This is a genomic window from Streptomyces sp. NPDC007025 (genome assembly GCF_042869455.1).
In the GTDB taxonomy this organism is placed as follows: domain Bacteria; phylum Actinomycetota; class Actinomycetes; order Streptomycetales; family Streptomycetaceae; genus Streptomyces.
This window is the reverse complement of sequence record NZ_JBIAFT010000010.1, coordinates 232,561-253,884: the sequence shown is the minus strand read 5'-3', so window position 1 is coordinate 253,884 and position 21,324 is coordinate 232,561. Positions and strand designations below refer to the sequence as shown.

The window sequence follows — 21,324 nt, the reverse complement described above, 5'->3', positions numbered from 1 at the left end:
GCGCGCATGCGCGCCGCTTGCCCTCGTGCGCGCTCGAACGCCTACCGTTCCGGCATGTCGTACGAAACCTCTGTCGCGGTGCTCGGCACCGGCACCATGGGGGCCGCCATGGCCCGCAACCTGTCCTCGGCCGGGCTCACGGTCCGCGCCTGGAACCGCACCCGGGGCCGGGCCGAGCCGCTGGCCGCGCACGGCGTCGGCGTCGCGGAGGAGGCGGCCGAGGCGGTGCGCGGCGCCGGCACCGTCCTGACCCCCCTGCACGACGGTCCCGCCGTGCTGGACGCCATGCGCGCCGCCGCCCCGGGCCTGTCCGAAGGCATGGTCTGGCTCCAGACCAGCACCGTCGGGCCGGACGGGCTGGGACCGCTGGTCGAGTTCGCCCGGGCGCACGGGCTGCGCTTCCTGGACGCACCCGTGCTCGGCACCAAGGCACCCGCCGAGGCCGGAGAGCTGACCGTGCTGGTGTCCGGTCCCTCGGACGACCCCGAGGTGCGCGAGCGCGCGGCTCCAGTCCTGGACGCCATCGGTGCCCGGACGCTGTGGCTCGGGGCGGAGCCCGGTGCCGCCAGCCGCCTCAAGCTCGTGGTCAACAACTGGGTTCTCACCCTCATCAACGGCACCGCCGAGACCCTCGCGCTCGCCGAGGGCCTCGGTGTCGACCCCGACGCGTTCCTCGGCGCCGTCGCGGGCGGCCCGTTGGACGCCCCGTATCTGCAGGCGAAGGCCCGGCTGGTCCTGGAGGGCGGTTACGAGGCGAGCTTCCCGCTCTCCGGCGCCCGCAAGGACGCCGAGCTCATCGCCCGGGCGGCCCGGGAGAGCGGGGTGCGGCTCGACGCGGCCCCCGCGGTGGCCGAACGGCTGCGGCGCGCCGAGGCGCAGGGGCACGGCGGGGACGACGCGGTCGCCTCGTACTTCGCCAGCTACGAGGCGTCCGACTACGGCAGGGGCGATGCCCGGGGCTCGGCATAGCGGCCGCCGCCCCGGCTTCCGCCGCCCGGCCGCCGCCGCTGTGCCCCGGGCGACCGGGCGGCGCCGCCACCGGACGCGGGCCGGGGACGGGACAGCGGTGAGGGGCGGCCTCCGGGAGGCCGCCCCTCACTCCTGTCGCGACAGGCCGCGGTTCGGATCGCGGTCCGGGACACGGTCCGCGCGCGGGATCACACCGAGCGGAACGCCAGCACCACGTTGTGGCCGCCGAATCCGAAGGAGTTGTTCAGCGCTGTGATCCGGCCCTCGGCCGGGAGCTCGCGGGCGGCGTCGCGCACGATGTCGCCGTCCACCTCCGGGTCGAGGGTGTCGATGTTGATCGTCGGCGGTGCGATGCGGTTGTGCAGCGCCAGCAGCGTGGCAACCGTCTCGACGCCGCCCGCGCCACCGAGCAGATGCCCGGTCATCGACTTGGTCGCCGAGATGCTCATGTGGTCGACGTCGTCGCCGAACACCTTGCGCAGTGCCTTCAGCTCCGCCAGGTCGCCCTGCGGGGTCGAGGTCGCGTGCGCGTTGATGTGCACGACCTCGGCCGGGTCCAGGTCGGTGTTGGCGGCCAGGTGCTGCAGCGCGTGCGCGATGCCGTTGCCCGAGGGCTCCGGCTGCACGATGTCGTGGCTGTCGGCGGAGATGCCCTGGCCCACCGCCTCGGCGTAGACCCGGGCTCCGCGGCGCCGGGCGTGCTCGGCCGACTCCAGCACGATCACCCCGGCGCCCTCGCCGAGCACGAACCCGTTGCGGTCCACGTCGAACGGGCGGGAGGCGCTCTGGGGGTCCTCGTTGTTCTTGGACATCGCCATCATGTTGCCGAAGGCGACGATCGGCAGCGGGTGGATGGCTGCCTCGGTACCGCCCGCGATCACGATGTCGGCGCGGCCGGTGCGGATCATCTCGATCGCGTACCCGACCGCCTCGGAGCCGGAGGCGCAGGCGCTGACCGGGGTGTGCACCCCGGCCCTGGCGTTGACCTCCAGGCCCACGTTGGCCGAGGGGCCGTTCGGCATCAGCATCGGCACCGTGTGCGGCGAGACGCGGCGGACGCCCTTCTCGCGCAGCACGTCGTACTGGTCCAGCAGTGTGGTCACGCCGCCGATCCCGGACGCCACCACGGCGCCCAGCCGGTCCGGGTTGACGGAGGCGTCCTCGCCGGCCCGGGCGGTGAAGCCCGCGTCGGCCCACGCTTCGCGGGCCGCGATCAGCGCGAACTGCGCCGAGCGGTCCAGCCGCCTGGCCTGGGGGCGGGGGATGACCTCGCTCGGGTCGACAGCGGCCCGGGCCGCGATCCGTACCGGCAGGTCGGCGGCCCACTCCTCCTCGAGGAGCGCCGCGCCCGAGCGCCCGGCGACGAGCCCTTCCCAGGTCGATGCGCTGTCGCCACCCAGCGGTGTGGTTGCGCCGATACCGGTGACGACCACGGAGTGATTGGTCGCGTTCACTGGAATTCTCTCCACGGTAGGGGGTGACTCGTTTGAGCCACCCGCATGCGGGGTGGCGACAAACGCGTCAACGAATGTTTCAGGGCTGGTGCTTGAGGATGTAGTCGGTCGCGTCGCCGACGGTCTTGAGGTTCTTGACGTCGTCGTCCGGGATCTTCACGTCGAAGCGCTCCTCGGCGGCGACGACCACCTCGACCATGGACAGCGAGTCCACGTCCAGGTCGTCCGTGAAGGACTTCTCGAGCTGGACGTCCTCGGCCGGGATACCGGCGATCTCGTTCACGATCTCGGCGAGGCCCGAGACGATCTCTTCCTGAGTGGCGGCCATTGCGGCGCTCCTTCGTATTGCGGTGAGTCCGCAGCGCCCGACCCTGTCGTACGGGGCTGCTCGGATCTTGACTAGGGGAGGGTAACGACCGTGGCGGCGTAGACGAGACCCGCCCCGAAGCCGATGACGAGGGCGGTGTCGCCGCTCTTCGCCCTCCCGGTCGCCAGCAGCCGCTCCATCGCCAGCGGGATGGAGGCAGCCGAGGTGTTGCCCGTGGTCTCCACGTCCCGGGCGACCGTGACGTGTTCGGGCAGTTTGAGAGTCTTCACCATCGAGTCGATGATCCGCATGTTGGCCTGGTGCGGGATGAAGACGTCCAGGTCCTCGGGCGTTATCCCGGCGGCGTCCAGAGCCTGCTGCGCGACCTTGGCCATCTCGAAGACGGCCCAGCGGAAGACCGTCTGGCCCTCCTGGCGCAGGGCGGGGAACTTCACCGAGCCGTCCTCGCTCAGCGGAAGCTGCGCCACGTCGCCGACCCGGAAGCCGTCCCAGGGGACGGTCTGTGAGATGACGTCCCGCTTGTCGCCCTCCGAACCCCAGATCGAGGGGCCGAAACCGGGCTCGTCCGACGGGCCGACGACGACGGCTCCGGCGCCGTCCCCGAACAGGAACGCCGTGGAGCGGTCGGTCAGATCGGTCAGGTCGGAGAGCCGCTCGGCGCCGACCACCAGGACGTGCCGCGCGCTGCCCTCGACGATCAGGCTCTTCGCCAGGGTCAGGCCGTAGCCGAAGCCGGCGCAGCCCGCGTTGATGTCGAAGGCCGCCGCCTTGCCCGCGCCCATCCGGTCGGCGATCTCGGTGGCCACCGCCGGGGTCTGCTTGAAGTGCGAGACGGTCGAGATGATGACCGCGTCCACCTGGTCGGGAGTGACTCCGGCGTCCGCGACGGCCTTGCCCGCGGCCTCCAGGGTCATCTCGGCGACCGTCTCCTCCGGTCCCGCCCAGTGCCGGGTCGCGATGCCGGAACGGGAGCGGATCCACTCGTCGGAGGAGTCGATGTGCTTGAGGATCTCCTCGTTCGGTACCACACGGGTCGGTCGGTATCCGCCGACGCCGAGAATGCGCGCATACGGCGAGCCCTGCGCGGGCTTGATCTTCGCGGTCATGCTTCTCGGGCTCCTTGGAGGTCAGGCGGACGTGTGAGCGGCGACGAGGTCCCGTGCCGCGGCGAGGTCGTCGGGCGACTTCAGCGCCAGCGTCCGTACATCCGGCAGGGCGCGCTTGGCCAGGCCGGTCAGGGTGCCGCCGGGGCACAGCTCGATGAGCGCGGTGGCACCCAGCCGCTGGAACGTCTCCATGCACAGGTCCCAGCGCACCGGCGCCGAGATCTGGTGCACCAGCCGGCGGACCACGTCCGGGCCCGACTCCACGACGCCGCCGTCGAAGTTGGAGACGTAGCGGGTGACGGGTGCGCCCGGTGCCACGTCCGCGACGGCCGCCTCCATGGCGGGCAGCGCGCTCGCCATGTGGTCGGTGTGGAAGGCCCCGGCCACCTTCAGCGGGATGACCCGCGCCTTCTCGGGGCGGTCGGCGGAGAGCGCCGCGAGCTGCTCGGCGGTACCGGCGGCCACGACCTGGCCCGCGCCGTTCATGTTCGCGGGGGTCAGCCCGAGCTTCTCCAGGTGCCCGGCGACCACGTCCGGGTCGCCGCCCAGCACGGCGGACATCCCGGTCTCGGCAGCGGCGGCGGCCTCGGCCATCGCCGCCCCCCGGGCGCGGACGATGCGCAGCGCCTCCAGCGGGGTGAGCACCCCGCTCAGCGCCGCGGCGGCCAGTTCGCCGATGCTGTGCCCGGCGAAGGCACCGACGGCGGCGGCCCGGGCGGGCGCGTCCTGCCCGGGGTCGGCCGCCAGCAGCGCGTCGCCGGACAGCAGGGCGGTGGCCACCAGCAGCGGCTGGGCCACGGACGTGTCCCGGATCGCGTCGGCGTCGGCCTCGGTGCCGTAGTGCACCAGGTCGAGGTCGATGGCGGCGGACCACTGGGCCAGCCGGTCGGCGGCGCCGGGGAGTTCGAGCCAGGGGGTCAGCAGGCCAGGCTTCTGGGCGCCTTGGCCGGGAGCGACGAGTACGAGCACTCTTTCACTCTCTCCTGTGGACACGGGTCTCGGCCGGTGGGGACCGAGACGAAGAACGGGGAGGGTAATTGTGGACCCTCGACAAAAGGTGCCCGCCAGCTTACGGCTGACCTCCGAAGTCGGCGAGACGCCCCAGGATCAAGGCGACACGCAGAGTGAATGCCGAGCGGACATCCGACGGCGACCACCCGGTGACGTCCGTCACACGTCGTAGCCGGTAGCGGACGGTGTTGGGATGCACGAACAGCATCCGTGCCGCGCCCTCCAGGCTACTCGCCTGCTCCAGATAGACGCTGAGCGTTTCCAGCAGCGCCGATCCGGCCTCTTCCAACGGTCTGTAGATCTCCTCCACCAGCAGCTCTCGAGCGACCGGGTCGCCCGCCATCGCGCGCTCCGGCAGCAGATCGTCCGCGAGGACCGGCCGGGGGGCGTCGGGCCAGGCGGCGCACGCTTTCAGGCCCGCCATCGCCGCCTGCGCCGAGCGGGTCGCGGCCAGCAGGTCGCCCACCACGGGCCCCGCGACCACCGGGCCCGCCGCGAACGGCCCGATCAGCGACTTGGCGGCCTTCAGCGGATCGTCCGACCCTCCGGCGATCACCACCAGGCGGCTGCCGAGCACCCCGGTGAGCACCTGCAGCTTCGCCTGCCGGGAGGCGCGCCGGATGGCCTCGACGGTCAGTTCGCTGTCGCCGTCCGGCGCGGTGCCCAGGACCACGGCCACATGTTCGGGGGAGTTCCAGCCCAGCGCCGCGGCCCGCGAGACGGCGCCCTCGTCCGCCTCTCCGGAGAGCACCGCGTTGACGACCAGCGACTCCAGCCGGGCGTCCCATGCGCCGCGCGCCTCGGCGGCCTGCGCGTAGACCTGCGCGGTCGCGAAAGCGATCTCCCGCGCGTACACCAGCAGCGCCTCGCGCAGCACCGCCTCGTCGCCGGGCGCCGCCACCTCGTCGATCGCCGCCTCGACGACCTCGATCGTGGTGCGCACCATCTCCACGGTCTGCCGCAGGGTGATCGCGCGTGTCAGCTCCCGCGGTGCGGTGCCGAACACATCGGTGCTGATGGCCTGCGGTGTCTCCGGGTGCCGGAACCACTCGGTGAAGGCCGCGATGCCCGCCTGCGCGACCAGTCCGATCCAGGAGCGGTTCTCCGGCGGCATCGCGCGGTACCAGGGGAGCTGCTCGTCCATCCGCGTGATGGCGGCGGCGGCGAGTTTCCCGGAGGACTGCTCCAGGCGGCGAAGGGTGGCCAGATGGGGGTGCTGGGGTGGTGGATCTGAGGCTTCGGGCACGGGACAAGCCTGCCTTACCGGATGCCCGTGCCGGGCGCGGGGGCGCGAGAGGACCCTGCGAGGGGCCGGGACCGGACCCTCGGCGTCAGCCCCGGTCGTGGAGTACAACGGGGCGTCCGCGGGCCGGCTGACGGCGCGCTCCGCCGTCCGCGCGCCTGCCGGGGGCCGCGCCCCGCCCCCCGGCTCCGCGACTACCGTGGGGCGCATGGCACAGGTTGTGTGGCGGGCCGAGGACAGGTACCCGGGCGGTGACCCGGGCGCCGGGATCGACACCCGGCACGCCTTCTCCTTCTCCGGTTTCTACGATCCCGGCAACACCGGCTTCGGACTGCTGGTGGCCTGCAACGAGGAGCGGCTCGCTCCCGGCGCCGGATTCGACACCCATCCGCACCGCGATGTGGAGATCGTCACCTGGGTCGTCGAGGGCGAGCTGGAGCACACCGATTCCGCCGGGCACGCCACCGTGGTGCGCCCCGGGGACGTGCAGCGCCTCGGCGCCGGCAGCGGTGTGCGGCACAGTGAGCGCAACGCGGGCACCGCTGAGCTGCGTTTCGTCCAGATGTGGCTGGTTCCGGGCGTGTTCGGCACCGCACCCGAGTACGAGGTGGTGCGGGGCATCGCGGACAGTACCCCGTTCGCGCTGCCGCGCACCGAGGCCGTGCTGCACGTGCGCCGTCTCGCCGACGGGGAGCGCGCGGCGATCCCCGACGCCGCGTACTGCTACGTCCAGGTGGTGCGCGGCCGGGTGCTGCTGGAGGGCACGGGGCCGGGGGGCACGGCGCTGGGGGAGGGCGACGCGGCGCGGCTGACCGGGCAGCAGGAAGGGCGGGAGCTGCGCGCCGAGGGCGGGGCCGAACTGCTGCTGTGGGAGATGCACGCGGAACCCGCCTACGGCTGAGCCCCGGCCCGCCCGCCACCCGAGTCCCGGCCCCACGGCGTGCGGCCCCCGCGCCGTGCACGCCGCTTCGCGCGCGCCGCCCCGCGCAAGCCCGCCCGGTGTATGCGTCTCAGCCCGCCAGCTCTGCCAGCACCGCGTCCGTGAACGGCGTCCACGCCTCCACGGCCCAGGGGCCGAAGTCCCGGTCGGTCAGTACCACGCAGGCCGCGCCGGCCCGCGGGTCGACCCACAGGAACGTGCCGGACTGGCCGAAGTGCCCGAACGTGCCGGGCGCGGACGTCTCGCCCGTCCAGTGCGGGGACTTGGTGCCGCGGATCTCGAACCCCAGGCCCCAGTCGTTCGGCTTCTGGTGGCCGTAGCCGGGCAGCACCCCGCTGAGTCCGGGGAAGACCACCGACGTCGCCTCCCGCACCGTGGAGGGGTCCAGCAGCGTGGGGGACTGCAGTTCGGCGGCGAACCGGGTCAGGTCGGCCAGGGTGGAGAAGCCGTCCTTGGCGGCCGAACCGTCCAGTTCGGTGCCCGCCATGCCCAGCGGACCGAGCACGCCCTCGCGCAGGTACTGCGCGAAGGGCATCTCGGTCGCCTTGGCCAGATGGTCGGCCAGCGCCTCGAATCCCGCGTTCGAGTAGATCCGGCGGGTGCCGGGCTCGGCCATGGTCCGGTGCTCGTCGAAGGCGAGCCCCGAGGTGTGCGCCAGCAGATGCCGCACCGTCGAACCCTCGGGCCCGGCAGGCTCGTCCAGTTCGACGGCGCCCTCCTCCAGCGCCATCAGCGCCGCGTAGGCGGTCAGCGGCTTGGTGACCGAGGCCAGCGCGAAACGCTGCGTGGCCGGGCCGCGTGTCCCGGCCACGGTCCCGTCGGCACGTACGACGGCCGCCGCGGCGGTGGGCACCGGCCAGGTCTCGATCATCCGCAGGCTGTCCATGGCACCGAGCCTAACGGCACCGAAGTGCCGACGACTTTCCCCCTTGCTTCGAGCGCACTCGAAGTCCGTAGCGTTCACTTGTGACCATGACGCAGCCGGAGAAACCGTCGCCATCGCAGTCCCGGGCACCGGTGCGGTGCGCCGAGGCCCCCCGCACCGGCCGACGGCCCGAGGGGCAGCACCGCTACACCATCAGCGAGGCAGCGGAACTGAGCGGACTGAGCGCACACACCCTGCGCTGGTACGAGCGGATCGGCCTGATGCCGCACGTGGACAGGTCCCACACCGGCCAGCGCCGCTTCTCCGACCGGGACCTGAACTGGCTGGACCTCGTCGGCAAACTCCGGCTGACCGGGATGCCCGTGGCGGACATGGTGCGCTACGCGGAGATGGTGCGCCAGGGCGAGCAGACGTTCGGCGAGCGCAGGGCCCTCCTGGAGGCCACTCGCGAGGACGTGCTCGCCCGGATCGCCGAGCTGCACGACACGCTCGAGGTCCTCGACTACAAGATCGACCACTACTCGCGCGGCACCGGCGATCTCCCGGCCATCCGCGCGGTCATGGCCGCGGCTGCCCCTGAGGCCACCGCCGAGCACCGATCCCCGCCCTCGGCCGCGGACGCGTAGCCGCGGAAGTCCGCCCGTCGACGCCGGGCGGTACGAACGTGCTCCCGGCGCGCGCCCCGGCATCCGGCGCTCGCGCCTGGAGTGCCCAGGCAATGTCCGCCCCGTCCGCTCCGTCGGCCTTCCGGCCGTCCCTCCCCGGTACCTGCCCCGGCGCGCGGACCACCCGCCCGCGACCCGATCGGCGCGCGCACCTCAGCGGACGGCACCACACTCCCGGGAGGCGGGGACGCACCGGACCGATCCATAGGCTCGCAGCGCGATCGCGGCGAAGTTGTCCAGCGAGTCGGTGCCCGGCTTCAGATAGCCACTGTGCCCGTCGGCGTCGGCCGCGGTGACGACACGGGCTCCGAACCCGGGGTCGGTGGGGTCGGTGCCGTGCCCCAGGTCCAGCAGCCGCACGTGCGGCACGCGGCCGATCCAGTCCTCCGCGGCCCGCGCCGCCCACACCGGCACCCGGGTGTGCAGGTCGGCCACGGAGTCGGCCCGCATCCCGGGGGAGCCGAAGACGACCAGCCCGGCGGCCTCGGACCGGTCGAGCCGGGACGCGGCCCGGCCGCACACGACCGACCCGTAGCTGTGGCACAGCACCGCGGGAGCCGGAGTCCCGCTCTGCGCCAGCCCGTCCAGGAAGCGCACCAGCCGCGGTGCTCCGGCTTCCGCGAGCTTCCCCGTCGCGGCGTCCGGGCCCAGGCCGACCGGTGTGGTGTAGCCGACCCAGGCGACGACTGCGCTGCCGGTGTGCGGGGCGCGCCGCACCATCCGGTGGTGCAGCGCGGCCGCCATCCCGGCGGGCCTGCCGTAGCGGTTCCCGCCGCCGCGGTCGAAGTCGGCCAGGTCGATGTCGGAGCCGGGTACGACGACCGCGGTCCTGGTCGCGTGCGCGAGGTCCCCGAAGACCTCGGCGACCTGGCCCCGGCCGCGCGGATCGAAGGCCAGGATCCGCCGTCCGGGGGCGAGCAGCCGGGCGTACCGCCTGACCTTCCTCCGGGCCTCCCGGTGGTCCTCCCGGGTCAGCCCCTCCGCCCGTGCCCGCGCCGACTGCTTCCCCTGCTCCCGCTTGAGCGCCAGCCGGTTCGCCTGATACCTCACACGCGGGGGGACGCCGTCCAGATTCCCCACCGTCATCGCATGGCGCCGCACCAGCCCCCGTCGCTCGCTCGCACTCAGCCCCGCGAAGAATCCGGCGACCCGTTCGGGGCTCGCCGTCGCGGGGTCCGGCAGCGTGCGCCCCAGCGCACGGTCCGCGCGCCAGGCGGCGGCGCCCGGCGCGGGCCCGGTCACCGGGGTCTGCTCCGTTCCGCTGGTGACCCCCACCGTGGTGGCGAGCACCGCTCCCACGAGCGGGGCGACGAGCAGAACACGCGTACGGCGGCGCTTCATGGACCTGTCCCTCCTCCCGCCGCCCGCGGCATGTCCGCAGGCGGCAGAAGGAGCGTGCGGCTCCGACCGTACGCGGGGCGTCACACTGCGGAGCCAACCGTCGGGTGCTACCGGGGTAGGGGGTGGCGCAGAGCGCGCGGGACCCGCGCCCGGCGGGCCGCGGAAGCCCACGGGCGGTGAGGAGATGGGCCGGTGGGGCGATGGACCGGTGGGGCCGGTGGAGCCCAGGCCCCGGTGGGACCGAAGACCGCCGGGTCCCCGGCCGGAGGAGGCGGCGGCCCGGGCAGCCGCGGGCAGGGGAACTACTGGTCGCCCGGCGCGACCAGCCCCGACTCGTAGGCGAAGACGACGGCCTGAGCCCGGTCGCGCAGCCCCAGTTTGGCGAAGACGCGGCTCACATGGGTCTTCACCGTCTGCTCGGCCAGCACGAGGATCTCGGCGATCTCGGTGTTGGACCGTCCGCGGGCCACGAGTTCCAGCACCTCGGTCTCCCGTTCGGTGAGTGCCTCGAGCCGTAGTCCGGACGCCCGCCCCCGCCCCCGCCCCCGCCGCGGGCCGGTCCCGGACCGCTGCCGGGCGAACTCGGCGATCAGCCGCCGGGTCACCGAGGGCGCCAGCAGGGCCTCACCCTCGGCGACCACCCGCACCGCGGCGATCAGGTCGGCCGGCGGCGCGTCCTTGAGCAGGAAGCCGCTGGCGCCCAGCCGCAGCGCCTCGTACACATAGTCGTCCACGTCGAACGTGGTCAGCATCAGCACCTTGGGCCGGTGGGTGACGCCCGGCGGCGGGTCGAGGAGCTGCTCGGCCGCCTCCAGGCCGTTGAGGCGCGGCATCCGCACGTCCATCAGCACCACGTCGGGGTGGGCGCGGCGGCACAGCTCGACGCCCGCCGCGCCGTCGGGCGCCTCGCCCACCACGTCGATGTCGCTCTGAGCGGCCAGCAGCGCGGCGAATCCCGCCCGGACCATGGCCTGGTCGTCGACGATCACCAGGCGGGTCACCCGGGGGGTCGGGGGAACGCCGGACGTGCCGATGCCGTTCATGCTGGGGGAGCGCCTCTCAGACGGTCGGTCATACGGTCGGGGTGGAGCCGGTGTGCTGCGGGTCGGGTGTGTGCTCGGAGGCCCGGTGCTGCTGCGCGTCCCGTAAGTCGGCGCCGTGGGACGCCTCGTGCGGTCCGGACGGAGCGGCGGGGGGCGGGTGCAGCGGCAGTCGGGCCGCGACCCGGAATCCGCCCTCGGGCAGCGCGCCGACCTGCAGGCTCCCGCCGACCAGCCGCACCCGCTCCCGCATCCCCACCAGGCCGTGCCCGGTGCCGGCCGTCTCCAGCGGGGCCGCTTCCGGTTCCGGCGAGGCGCCGTTGACGACCACCACGGACAGCCATCCTTCGTCCGGCACCGTCACCGAGACGCGGGTCCGGGCGCCGGGCGCGTGCCGCACGACGTTGGCGAGCGCCTCCTGGACGATCCGGTACGCCGAGAGCGTCACGGTCGGCGCCGGAGCGGAATCCCCACCCGCCGCACCGGTCTCGTCGCCTCTCCCGGCACCGTCCCCTGCCTCGGCCCCGTCCTCCGCACCGGGCAGTGCGAGGTCCAGCTCGGTGGGCACTCCGGCGCGTACGGTTGCCTCGACGAGCTGATCCAGCCGCTCCAGGCCGGGCTGGGGGGCGCGTTCACCGCGGGTGGTCTCGCTGCGCAGGACGCCGAGCAGGCGGCGCATCTCGGTCAGCGACTCGCGTGCGGCCGCGGCGATGGAGCCGAACTCCTCGCGTGCCTCCTGCGGCATCTCCGCGATCCGGTAGGGCGCGCTGTCTGCCTGGACGGTGATGACGGACATGTGGTGCGCGACCACGTCGTGCAGTTCCCGGGCGATCCGGGCGCGCTCCTCCAGCAGGGTGCGCTGGGCGCGTTCGGCCTCGTTGATGTGCTCCTGCTCGGCCAGCCGGCGCTGCGCCTCGGCCCGCTCCCGCAAGGTGGCCCCGAGCAGCAGTACGGCGCCGCCGAGCACGATCAGCAGGACGTTCGTCCCCTCGCTGCGCTCGGGTGCGGCGAACCCCAGCGCGAGCGAGGCGGACACCGTCACGATCCAGACGGCGAGCAGCGTGCGGCGGCTCTCGCGCAGTGCCAGCGCCAGATACAGCACCAGGCAGCCCACGATCACCATCGGCGGCCACGGCCAGGGCCGTCCGGCGCCGCCGCCCGTCACCAGCAGCACCAGGGCGCCGGCCAGGTCCGCACCGAAGATGATCCACCAGGCGGGCAGCGGCCGGGTCACCGCCAGGAGCAGGGGCGCGGTCTGCGCCACGCTCAGCGCACCGGCCCAGCCACCCGGCACCGCGAAGTCGTGCGAGAGCACCTGGGCGGTCACCGGGAGAAGCACGACCGCGAAGCCGGACGCCAGCACATAGGGCAGCAGCCGCACGGTGCGGGAGGCCGCGTGGCCCAGCAGCGGTTCGCGCGAGGCGGCGGGGGTGGCCAGGGCGGCGGCGAGCGAGCGCAGTTGGCCCCACAGGGGGGAGAGCGCGGATCCCGGGGTCACAGTTCCGCCAGCAGCTCCGCCTTCTTGGCGGTGAACTCGTGGTCGGTCAGCAGCCCGGCGTCGTGCAGTTCGCCGAGGTGACGGATGCGTTCGGCCACATCTGCCGGATCCGAACGGGGCGGCTGCGGTGCGGGGGCCGAGCAGACGCTCACGGCTTCCCGCACCGGCCCGGCCGCCCGTACCGCCTCCAGGACCGAGGCGGCGAAGGGCAGGGACTCGTAGACGGGGCCGTAGCCGAGTCCGAACACCACGGAGGCCGGGTCCTGGTCGGCCTCCGCGAGGACCTCGGCTCCGCGCGGGCGCAGCCGCAGATGGCCGCCGGGTCCCTCCGGCGAGCACCACTCGACGCTCTCCAGCTCGCCGACGGGGAAATACTGGTCGCCGGCTTTCCATTTCGCCGTCGAGGCACCCGTCCAGAACCAGCGGAAGCCGACTCCCGCGCCGTCGAAGGACGCCTTGCCGTCGTACGCCTTGAAGCTCTGCGGGGCGGAGGGTGCCGCGACGAGGTGGTCCTGGGCTGGTTTGGCCGCGTCCTGGGGCAGTGCCGCCCGCAGCTCGGCGGCGTAGCGGTCCGCCAGCGGCTCGCGCTCGGCGGGCAGCACCAACCGGTAGGGGTCGCTGCTCTCCTTGAGCTGTCCGGCTGCCGCTTCCAGCAGCGGGTCCGCGCCCTCCCGGGGCGCGGCGCGCAGCACGACGGTGCCGCGCTTGCCGCCCGGGGCCAGCTCGACGGTGCTCAGCGCCTCGTACGGGATACGCCGTTCTCCGAGCACCTGGAAGAGCTTCGGCGTGCGAATCCCCCGTTCGAAGCGGATGAGCACCGAGTCCGTTGTGAACTCCCAGGTGGAGTGAATTCCAGCCAGTACGTCACCCATGTGGGCCATCGTATGCGGCGGTCCGCCGTCCGTCCCCCCTCCGCCGCTCTCCGTGGTGCTACGCGCGCAGATTCTGAGGGCGGCGCGCGGCCCGGCCGAGTGCCGCGGGGCCTGGATGTGCTCTCAGGAGGCGCCCGGGACGAGGGAGCACTCCGGGTCGGAGGAGTCGCAGACGACGTCCTGGTAGGCGCCGGTGCCGATCGCGGCGAAGTTGGCGAGGCTGCCGGTGTGCGGTACGAAGTAGCCGGTGTGGCCGACGGCGCCACGGGCCGACAGATGCCGGGCGCCGAAGCCGTCGGCCACCGGGTCCGCACCGTGCCCGAGCCCGCCGACGTCCAGGTGGGGGACATCGGCGATCCAGTCGTCGTCGTCCCGCATCGCCCAGACGTGGGCGCGGGTCCCGAGGTGCGCCGCGTTGTCGGCGCGCATCCCCGGACTGCCGGCGACGGCGATGTCGGTGACGCTGTCCGGCAGCCGACGCGCCGCCACCCCGCAGACCACCGATCCGTAGCTGTGGCAGAACAGCGCGACCTCGGGAGCAGCCGCGGCCGAGGTCGCGGGCAGGGCGCGGACCAGGTCCTCCAGCCGTACCGCGCCGTCCTCGGCGTCTCCGCCCGAGGCGGCGTCCACGCCGAGCCCGGCGGGCGCGGTGTAGTCGGCCCAGGCGATGGTCGCCGTCCGCACGCCGGGGCGGGTGGTGTGCTGCTGCTGTTGCAGCGCGTCGGCCATGCCGACCGGCGCCGAGTACTGCCGCGCCGACTTCTCGAAGGTCAGCAGATCGGTGTCGACGCCGGGGACGACCACCGAGACCCGCCGGGCGTCGCGCAGGTCGCCGAAGACCTCGGCGGCCCGGCCGCGCCCTGTCGGGTCGAAGGCGAGGATCTGCCGCTGCGGGCTCAGCATCGAGGTGAAGCGGTGCATCCGGTGCTTCGCCTGGCTGCGGCCCTCCTCGGTCAGCCGCTCGTCCCGCATCCGCTTGCGCTCGGTGTCGCGGGCCTGGAGCAACGCGGTGTGGTTCGCCCGGTAGCGCAGCTCCAGGGGCGCGCCGCCGAGGTTGCCCACGACGAGCGGGAAGCGTGTGGCGAGGTGGCGCTGCTGGGCCCGGCTCAGTCCGGCGAAGTAGCGGGCGATGCTGCCGGGCGGGGCGTCGGGGGCGGGCAGGGGGCGCCCGGCCAGGGATGCCTTCTTCCAGGCGTGCACGGCCGCCGCGCGCGGCCCGTCCTCCGCCTGGTGCTTGCGCACCGCCGTCCAGCCGGATGTCGCCAGCAGGACGAGGACGACGGCCAGGGCGAGCACCGCGCGCCAGACCGTGATGCCCGGGGCGCCTGGTGCGGGGACGCCGAGTCCGGGCAACGGGTTGCCTGGTGCGGGGAAGTAAGTCACTGGGGCGACACCTTAGGAGATGCCGCTGAGCGGTCCCGCATTCAGGAAGCCCGGGTGAGTCATCTCACGTTTCGTACTGCGCGGTCGGGTGCGGGTGGCGCGTCCGTACCGTGCGGCAGTCACGGTGCGCAACTGCCGTCCGGGGCCCGGGGATCGGGCTCAGCTCCGCCGTCCCCAGTCGGAGGCGAGTGCGGGGCCCAGTTGCGCGATGTAGTCGCGGGTGACCTCACGTGCTGTCTCCAGCGAGGCGTCGTTGCGCATGCTCCACTGCCGGGCGGCGGTGCGCATCACCCCGGTGAAGGCGGCGACCAGCACCCGCGGCCGCGGGTCCCGGTCGGCGTCCACCCCGGTGCGCCGGGCGACCTCTTGGACGAGCTTCTCCTCCATCAGCAGCGAGTGCCGCAGATGGGCGGCCAGCAGGGGCGGGGTCACCTCGATGACCTGGCACATCTTCAGGTGGAGGGGGAGCGGGGTGATCTCCTCGACGGCCACTCCGACGTCGTCCCACACGTCGTCGAGGGTGCTGCGCAGGCACTCCAGCGGCGGCTCGGCCACCGGGCGGGCGCACACGGCCTCGTAGTAGATGCGCTCCACCATGTTCTGCAGGAAGAGCGCGACCTCCTCCTTGTTCGCGAAGTAGCGGAAGAAGGTGCGCTGGGAGACGTCGACGGCCTCGGCGATCTGGTCGACGGTGGTGGTCTCGTAGCCCTGCGTGACGAAGAGTTCGTGGGCGGCCACGATCAGCGCGTCTCTTGTGCGCTGTTTCTTCCGTTCGCGCAGCCCCGTCAATGCCGCTCCCTCTCTCCGGCGATGCGTTCACGATGCGTGAGCGCCAACTGTCATTTACCGACTAATAATTTAGTTTGTCAATTGTCAGCAGCTGTCATTATCCTCCGGCCATGACCACCCAGACCAGCACCGTCGCGGACGACGCGCCGGATCCAGCACCCGCCGACGGCGGCGGCCCGGACACCCGCAGCGGGCTGCGGGGACACCCGTGGCTGACCCTCGTCACCGTCGCGTTCGGGGTCGCGATGGTCGCCCTCGACGGGACGATCGTCGCCATCGCCAACCCCGCCATCCAGCACGACCTCGACGCCTCCCTGGCCGATGTCCAGTGGATCACCAACGGCTATCTGCTCGCGCTCGCGGTCTCACTGATCACCGCGGGCAAGCTGGGCGACCGCTTCGGGCACCGGCAGACCTTCCTCGGCGGCGTGGTCGGCTTCGCCGCCGCCTCCGCCGCCATCGGTCTGTCCGGCAGCGTGGCGCTCGTCATCACCTTCCGGGTGCTCCAGGGCATGTGCGGTGCGCTGCTGATGCCGGCCGCGCTGGGTCTCCTGCGTGCCTCCTTCCCCGCCGAGCGGCTGAATGCGGCCATCGGCATCTGGGGAGCGGTCATCGGTGCCTCGACGGCGGCCGGGCCGATCGTCGGGGGGCTGCTGGTCGAGCACAAGGGCTGGGAGTCGGTCTTCTTCATCAACATCCCGGTCGGCGCGCTCGCACTGGTGATGGGGCTCGTCCTACTGCTGGACCGGCGGTCGAAGGACGCTCCCCGGTCCTTCGACCTGCTCGGCATCCTCCTGCTGTCCGGTGCGATGTTCTGCCTCGTCTGGGCCATCATCAAGGCGCCCGACTGGCACTGGGGGGACCCCAGGACCCTCGGATTCCTGGCCGTCTCCCTGCTGGCCTTCGCAGTCTTCGGCTTCTGGGAGACCAGGGTCGCGGAACCGCTGCTGCCGATGAGCATGTTCCGCTCGATACCGCTGACCGCCGGAACCGTGCTGATGGTGCTCATGGCCTTCGGATTCATGGGCGGCATCTTCTTCGTCACCTTCTACCTGCAGAACGTCAACGGCCTCTCGCCGGTGGACAGCGGGCTGCGCCTGCTGCCGCTCACCGCGATGATGATCGTCGCCTCACCGCTGGCGGGCGCGGTCATCACCAAGGTCGGCCCCCGCGTTCCGCTGGCCGGCGCCATGATTCTGGCGGCCGTCGCCATGTTCGGACTCTCCACCCTGGAGGCGGACAGCGGCATGGGCGTCACCTCCCTGTGGTTCGCCCTGCTGGGCCTCGGGCTCGCACCGGTGATGGTCGGCGCCACCGAAGTGATCGTCGGCAACGCGCCGCTGCAGCACGCCGGTGTCGCGGGCGGGCTCCAGCAGGCCGCCATGCAGGTGGGCGGCAGCCTCGGCACGGCCGTGCTCGGTGCCGTGATGGCCTCCCGGGTCGGTAGCGAACTGCCCCGCAAGTGGGCCGAGGCCAAGCTGCCCCCGCTGTCGGGCGAGAAGGAGGCTGCCCTCAAGGACGCGGCAGAGGTGGGCATCGCACCCGTGCCGAAGGGGACGCCGGAACGGATGGCGGAGGCGATCGAGCACGCGGTGCACGGGGCCTTCGTCTCGGGCATGGGCCTGGCGTTCGTCTGCGCGGGCATCGTCTCGGTCCTGGCCGCGGGCGTGGCCGTCTTCACCAGCCGCGGCAAGAACGACGCCGGGCCCTCCGTGCACGTCTGAGGAGAGTCCCCGCCCGAGGGGCCGCGCACAGGGCCCTTCGGGAACGGCCTGCCGGAGCCGGTCGCCGGACGCGGGGGACGGAACGGCCCCTCGGCCGACGCTGCCGACCCGCCGACGGGAAGCTGTGCCTCCCCGTGCGGGCGCCTCCCGGCTCCGGCGCGCTCCGGGCTCGGTGGACCCGCGCTCGACATGCCCCACTGCTGCCTCCGGCCGCTGCCCCGTACTGACCGGACACAGCGTGGCGCACCGGATCTCCTCCCGGCCCGGTGCCGCCGCTGACGGTGGATAACTCGCGAGTTGTGGACAACTCCACCACCTGTCCCGGTGAACCGGGCCGATTGCCCTTGGCTGTCCTTCCGCGGCGCGGACATGCTGGTCACACGCCGGGCGGCGACGTGCCCGGCCTTCAGCGGGGGAGTGATCAGCCGTGCAAGGCATGTTCGGACGAGGTCCGAGGAGGGCGGCCGGAATCCTGGCCGTGACCGCGCTGGCGGTGGCGCTGACAGCCGCCGCACAGCCGGTGGGGGCGCGGCCCCATCAGCGGTCGGCGGCGCGGGGCTCCGCCGTGCCCCATCAGCCCCATCACCAGGCCGCCGAGAGGAAGGCCGCGCCCAGGCTGGGAGAGTGCGGACCGGGGGAGCTGTGCCTGTGGGAGCGTACGGAGTTCAAGGGCAAACCCCGCGTCCATGAACTGCGGGGTATCGACATCGAGAGCTGTACGCCGCTGACGGGCGGTGCCTCGGCCACCTCGGCGGCCAACCGCACCGGCCGGCCCGTCACCCTCTACCAGAGCGAGGAGTGTGCGGAGACGGCAGAGTTCCACACCCACCCCTCGGGGTCATGGACGCCCGAGCTGCCCTATCGGGTGCGGGCCTTCAAGGTATGGGAGCACTGAGGTGTGCACCGGGCACGCGGGGCACCCGACCGCGTTCCGCGGTCCGGTGGCCGGGTGCGGTCCAGGAACGGACCGCACCCGGCCACCGGGGCCGGGCCGGCAGCCTGCGGGCTCCCGGCCGAGGGCATCCGGCTCAGGCGTCGCCTCCGGCGGTGCCCGGTTCGGCCGCCGCGACCTCCAGCAACCGGTAGCGGTCGATGGCCTGCTTCAACGCGGAGCGGTCCACCTTCCCCTCCTTCGCCAGTTCGGTCAGTACGCCCAGCACGATCGACTGTGCGTCGATGTGGAAGAAGCGGCGCGCGGCACCCCGGGTGTCGGCGAAGCCGAACCCGTCGGCGCCCAGCGACTGGTAGGTGCCCGGCACCCAGCGCGAGATCTGGTCCGGTACGGCCCGCATCCAGTCCGAGACCGCCACCTTGGGTCCCTCGGCGCCCTGCAGTTTGCTGGTGACGTAGGGAACGCGCTGTTCCTCGTCGGGGTGCAGGAGGTTGTGCTCCTCCACCTCCACGGCCTCGCGACGCAGTTCGTTCCAGGAGGTCGCCGACCACACATCGGCCTTCACATCCCACTCCTCGGCGAGGATCCGCTGCGCCTCCAGCGCCCACGGCAGGGCCACACCGGAGGCCAGAACCTGCGCGGCATGGGTGCCCTGCTCGGCCGCCCGGTAGCGGTAGAGGCCCTTGAGGATCCCCTCCACATCCACGTTCTCCGGCTCGGCGGGCTGCTGGATGGGCTCGTTGTAGACCGTCAGGTAGTAGAAGATGTCCTCGCCCTGCGGATGCTCGGCGCTGGAGCCGTACATCCGGCGCAGTCCGTCCCGGACGATGTGGGCGATCTCGAACCCGAAGGCGGGGTCGTAGGCGACCACCGCGGGGTTGGTCGAGGCCAGCAACTGGGAGTGGCCGTCGGCGTGCTGGAGTCCCTCGCCGGTGAGCGTGGTACGCCCCGCGGTCGCGCCCAGCACGAAGCCCCGTGCCATCTGGTCGGCCATCTGCCAGAACTGGTCGCCGGTCCGCTGGAAGCCGAACATCGAGTAGAAGACGTAGATCGGGATCATCGGTTCGCCGTGGGTGGCGTACGCGGAGCCCGCGGCGATGGTGGCGGCGGTGCAGCCGGCCTCGGAGATGCCGTCGTGCAGCATCTGTCCCGTCGGCGACTCCTTGTAGGCCAGCAGGAGTTCCCGGTCCACGGACTCGTAGAGCTGCCCCAGCGGGTTGTAGATCTTGGCCGAGGGGAAGAAGGAGTCCATTCCGAAGGTGCGGTACTCATCGGGTGCGATCGGCACGAAGCGCTTGCCGATCTCCTTGTCCCGCATCAGGTCCTTCAGCAGCCGCACGAACGCCATCGTGGTGGCGATCTGCTGGTGCCCGGAGCCCTTCTTCAGCGTGGCGTAGGCCTTCTCGTCCGGAAGCCGCAGCGGCTTGGCCCGGTTGACCCGGGTCGGCACATAGCCGCCGCACTCCTTGCGGCGGTCGTGCATGTACTGGATCTCCTCGGAGTCGCGGCCGGGGTGGTAGTAGGGCGGCAGGCCCGACTCCAGCTCGCTGTCCGGGATCGGCAGATGCAGCCGGTCGCGGAAGCCCTTCAGATCATCGACCGTCAGCTTCTTCATCTGATGGGTCGCGTTGCGGCCCTCGAAGTTCGGGCCCAGCGTCCAGCCCTTGATCGTCTGCGCCAGGATGACGGTCGGCTGCCCCTTGTGCTCGGCTGCCGCCTTGTAGGTGGCATACACCTTGCGGTGGTCGTGGCCTCCGCGGCCCAGGTGCAGAAGCTGGTCGTCGGTCATGCCCTCGACCATCTTGCGCAGCCGCTGGTCGCCGCCGAAGAAGTGCTCCCGGATGTAGGAGCCGCTCTCGGTCGCATAGGTCTGGAACTGGCCGTCCGGTGTCGTGTTCAGCTTGTTGACCAGCACACCGTCCCGGTCCTGTGCCAGCAGCGGGTCCCAGGAGCGGTCCCACACCAGCTTGATCACGTTCCAGCCGGCACCGCGGAAGTAGGACTCCAGCTCCTGGATGACCTTCCCGTTGCCCCGGACCGGCCCGTCCAGCCGCTGCAGATTGCAGTTGATGACGAAAGTGAGGTTGTCCAGCCCCTCGCGGGCGGCCAGGGAGAGCTGGCCGAGGGACTCGGGCTCGTCCATCTCGCCGTCGCCGAGGAAGGCCCACACTCGGGACTTGGACGTGTCGGCGATACCGCGGGACTCCATGTAGCGGTTCATCCGCGCCTGGTGGATCGCGCCGATCGGGCCCAGGCCCATGGAGACGGTGGGGAACTCCCAGAAGTCCGGCATCAGCCGGGGGTGCGGGTAGCTGGGCAGCCCGTGCGGCGCCTTGCTCTTCTCCTGCCGGAAGCCGTCGAGCTGGGCCTCGCTGAGCCGGTCGAGCAGGTAGGCGCGGGCGTAGATACCGGGAGAGGCGTGGCCCTGGAAGAAGATCTGGTCCCCTCCGTCGCCCTCGTCCTTACCGCGGAAGAAATGGTTGAAGCCCACGTCGTAGAGCGAGGCGGAGGAGGCGAAGGTGGCGATGTGGCCGCCTACCCCGATCCCGGGCCGCTGGGCACGCGAGACCATGACGGCCGCGTTCCACCGGGTCGCGTTGAGGATCTTGCGCTCGATCTCCTCGTTGCCGGGGAAGTACGGCTCGTCCCTGGTCGCGATGGTGTTCACATAGTCCGTGCTGCGCATCTCCGGGACGGCGACGCGCTTCTCGCGGGCGCGCTCGATGAGCCGGAGCATGAGGTAGCGGGCACGTTCCCGTCCGCGCTCGTCGACGGCTGCGTCGAGCGAGTCGAGCCATTCCTGGGTCTCTTCAGGATCGAAATCCGGGACCTGGCTGGGAAGGCCGCCAATGATGATCGGGTTGCGATCGGATCCGGAAGCCACGCTGTTCCTTCGCTGTATCGGTCGGATGGTGCTCGGGGCCGGGCGGCGGCGGACGCCCTGGATCGTGCTCAGCGGAGCGGCGCGCCGCCTCCATCGTGGACCGCCGCCGCTGTGACGTCATCTCTACCGATAAGTAACCCAGCGCCTTTCGAGGCGGGCCGGAAGGGGGTGTACGCAGGCGCAACGACGCGGTCGACCTGCCACCTTACGCCCGTTCCGGGGGGAGGTCCGCGCTCCGCACCGATCACCCCAAACGTGCGTTCGGTCCTCCGGGCACCCTTACGGCTCCCCCGGGTCAG

17 protein-coding genes and 1 pseudogene are annotated in these 21,324 nt (G+C 72.5%); 5 read left to right on the top strand and 13 right to left on the bottom strand.

Annotated elements, in window-relative coordinates; genetic code table 11:
* Positions 1-54: 54 nt before the first annotated feature.
* Positions 55-969, top strand: coding sequence for an NAD(P)-dependent oxidoreductase (locus tag ACFYMO_RS21080; protein WP_366770720.1), 915 nt, complete (start codon positions 55-57; stop codon positions 967-969).
* A 188-nt stretch (positions 970-1,157) separates the two neighbouring features.
* Here the strand turns inward: ACFYMO_RS21080 and ACFYMO_RS21075 are convergent, their stop codons facing one another.
* The 5 genes from ACFYMO_RS21075 to ACFYMO_RS21055 form a co-directional block, all read right to left on the bottom strand.
* Entirely contained in the window at positions 1,158-2,423 is a 1,266-nt protein-coding gene (locus tag ACFYMO_RS21075) for a beta-ketoacyl-[acyl-carrier-protein] synthase family protein (protein WP_366770719.1), read from the bottom strand.
* Between the two features lie 79 nt (positions 2,424-2,502).
* Entirely contained in the window at positions 2,503-2,751 is a 249-nt protein-coding gene (locus ACFYMO_RS21070) for an acyl carrier protein (RefSeq protein ID WP_366770718.1), read from the bottom strand.
* 71 nt (positions 2,752-2,822) lie between these two features.
* The gene (locus tag ACFYMO_RS21065; RefSeq protein WP_069991263.1) at positions 2,823-3,857 is read right to left on the bottom strand and encodes a ketoacyl-ACP synthase III; all 1,035 of its coding nucleotides are present in this window, start codon (positions 3,855-3,857) and stop codon (positions 2,823-2,825) included.
* A gap of 21 nt (positions 3,858-3,878) precedes the next feature.
* Positions 3,879-4,826, bottom strand: a complete 948-nt coding sequence (locus ACFYMO_RS21060; RefSeq protein ID WP_366770717.1) for an ACP S-malonyltransferase — start codon at positions 4,824-4,826, stop codon at positions 3,879-3,881.
* A gap of 100 nt (positions 4,827-4,926) precedes the next feature.
* Positions 4,927-6,114 (bottom strand): CdaR family transcriptional regulator, encoded by a 1,188-nt coding sequence (locus tag ACFYMO_RS21055; RefSeq protein ID WP_026004546.1) that lies wholly within the window; start codon positions 6,112-6,114, stop codon positions 4,927-4,929.
* A 205-nt stretch (positions 6,115-6,319) separates the two neighbouring features.
* On the opposite strand from ACFYMO_RS21055, the gene ACFYMO_RS21050 reads away from it, so the two are divergent.
* Positions 6,320-7,012, top strand: coding sequence for a pirin family protein (locus ACFYMO_RS21050; protein WP_366770716.1), 693 nt, complete (start codon positions 6,320-6,322; stop codon positions 7,010-7,012).
* Positions 7,013-7,121: 109 nt separating this feature from the next.
* Here the strand turns inward: ACFYMO_RS21050 and ACFYMO_RS21045 are convergent, their stop codons facing one another.
* Positions 7,122-7,937: a serine hydrolase domain-containing protein gene (locus ACFYMO_RS21045; protein ID WP_366770715.1), complete on the bottom strand. Its 816-nt coding sequence runs from the start codon at positions 7,935-7,937 to the stop codon at positions 7,122-7,124.
* Positions 7,938-8,023: 86 nt separating this feature from the next.
* On the opposite strand from ACFYMO_RS21045, the gene ACFYMO_RS21040 reads away from it, so the two are divergent.
* Positions 8,024-8,563, top strand: a complete 540-nt coding sequence (locus tag ACFYMO_RS21040; protein ID WP_366770714.1) for a MerR family transcriptional regulator — start codon at positions 8,024-8,026, stop codon at positions 8,561-8,563.
* A 192-nt stretch (positions 8,564-8,755) separates the two neighbouring features.
* Here ACFYMO_RS21040 and ACFYMO_RS21035 read toward each other — a convergent pair whose 3' ends face one another.
* From ACFYMO_RS21035 to ACFYMO_RS21010, 6 genes are all read right to left on the bottom strand, one after another.
* Entirely contained in the window at positions 8,756-9,943 is a 1,188-nt protein-coding gene (locus tag ACFYMO_RS21035) for an alpha/beta hydrolase (protein ID WP_366770713.1), read from the bottom strand.
* Positions 9,944-10,245: 302 nt separating this feature from the next.
* On the bottom strand, positions 10,246-10,986 hold the full coding sequence (locus ACFYMO_RS21030) for a response regulator transcription factor (RefSeq protein ID WP_366770712.1): 741 nt from the start codon (positions 10,984-10,986) through the stop codon (positions 10,246-10,248).
* A 28-nt stretch (positions 10,987-11,014) separates the two neighbouring features.
* Positions 11,015-12,481, bottom strand: a complete 1,467-nt coding sequence (locus ACFYMO_RS21025; protein WP_366770711.1) for a sensor histidine kinase — start codon at positions 12,479-12,481, stop codon at positions 11,015-11,017.
* Positions 12,478-13,353, bottom strand: a complete 876-nt coding sequence (locus tag ACFYMO_RS21020) for a DUF4429 domain-containing protein (RefSeq protein ID WP_366770710.1) — start codon at positions 13,351-13,353, stop codon at positions 12,478-12,480. The genes ACFYMO_RS21025 and ACFYMO_RS21020 overlap by 4 nt, the downstream gene beginning before the upstream one ends.
* Before the next feature lie 123 nt (positions 13,354-13,476).
* Entirely contained in the window at positions 13,477-14,736 is a 1,260-nt protein-coding gene (locus ACFYMO_RS21015) for an alpha/beta hydrolase (protein WP_366770709.1), read from the bottom strand.
* Positions 14,737-14,895: 159 nt separating this feature from the next.
* Positions 14,896-15,525: a TetR/AcrR family transcriptional regulator gene (locus tag ACFYMO_RS21010; RefSeq protein ID WP_019356032.1), complete on the bottom strand. Its 630-nt coding sequence runs from the start codon at positions 15,523-15,525 to the stop codon at positions 14,896-14,898.
* A 150-nt stretch (positions 15,526-15,675) separates the two neighbouring features.
* On the opposite strand from ACFYMO_RS21010, the pseudogene ACFYMO_RS21005 reads away from it, so the two are divergent.
* Positions 15,676-17,249: pseudogene (locus tag ACFYMO_RS21005) on the top strand (MFS transporter).
* Between the two features lie 478 nt (positions 17,250-17,727).
* Complete coding sequence (locus ACFYMO_RS21000; RefSeq protein ID WP_366770707.1) at positions 17,728-18,144, top strand: peptidase inhibitor family I36 protein; 417 nt, start codon at positions 17,728-17,730, stop codon at positions 18,142-18,144.
* 133 nt (positions 18,145-18,277) lie between these two features.
* Here the strand turns inward: ACFYMO_RS21000 and aceE are convergent, their stop codons facing one another.
* On the bottom strand, positions 18,278-21,025 hold the full coding sequence (gene aceE, locus ACFYMO_RS20995) for a pyruvate dehydrogenase (acetyl-transferring), homodimeric type (RefSeq protein ID WP_388548043.1): 2,748 nt from the start codon (positions 21,023-21,025) through the stop codon (positions 18,278-18,280).
* Positions 21,026-21,324 lie beyond the last annotated feature (299 nt).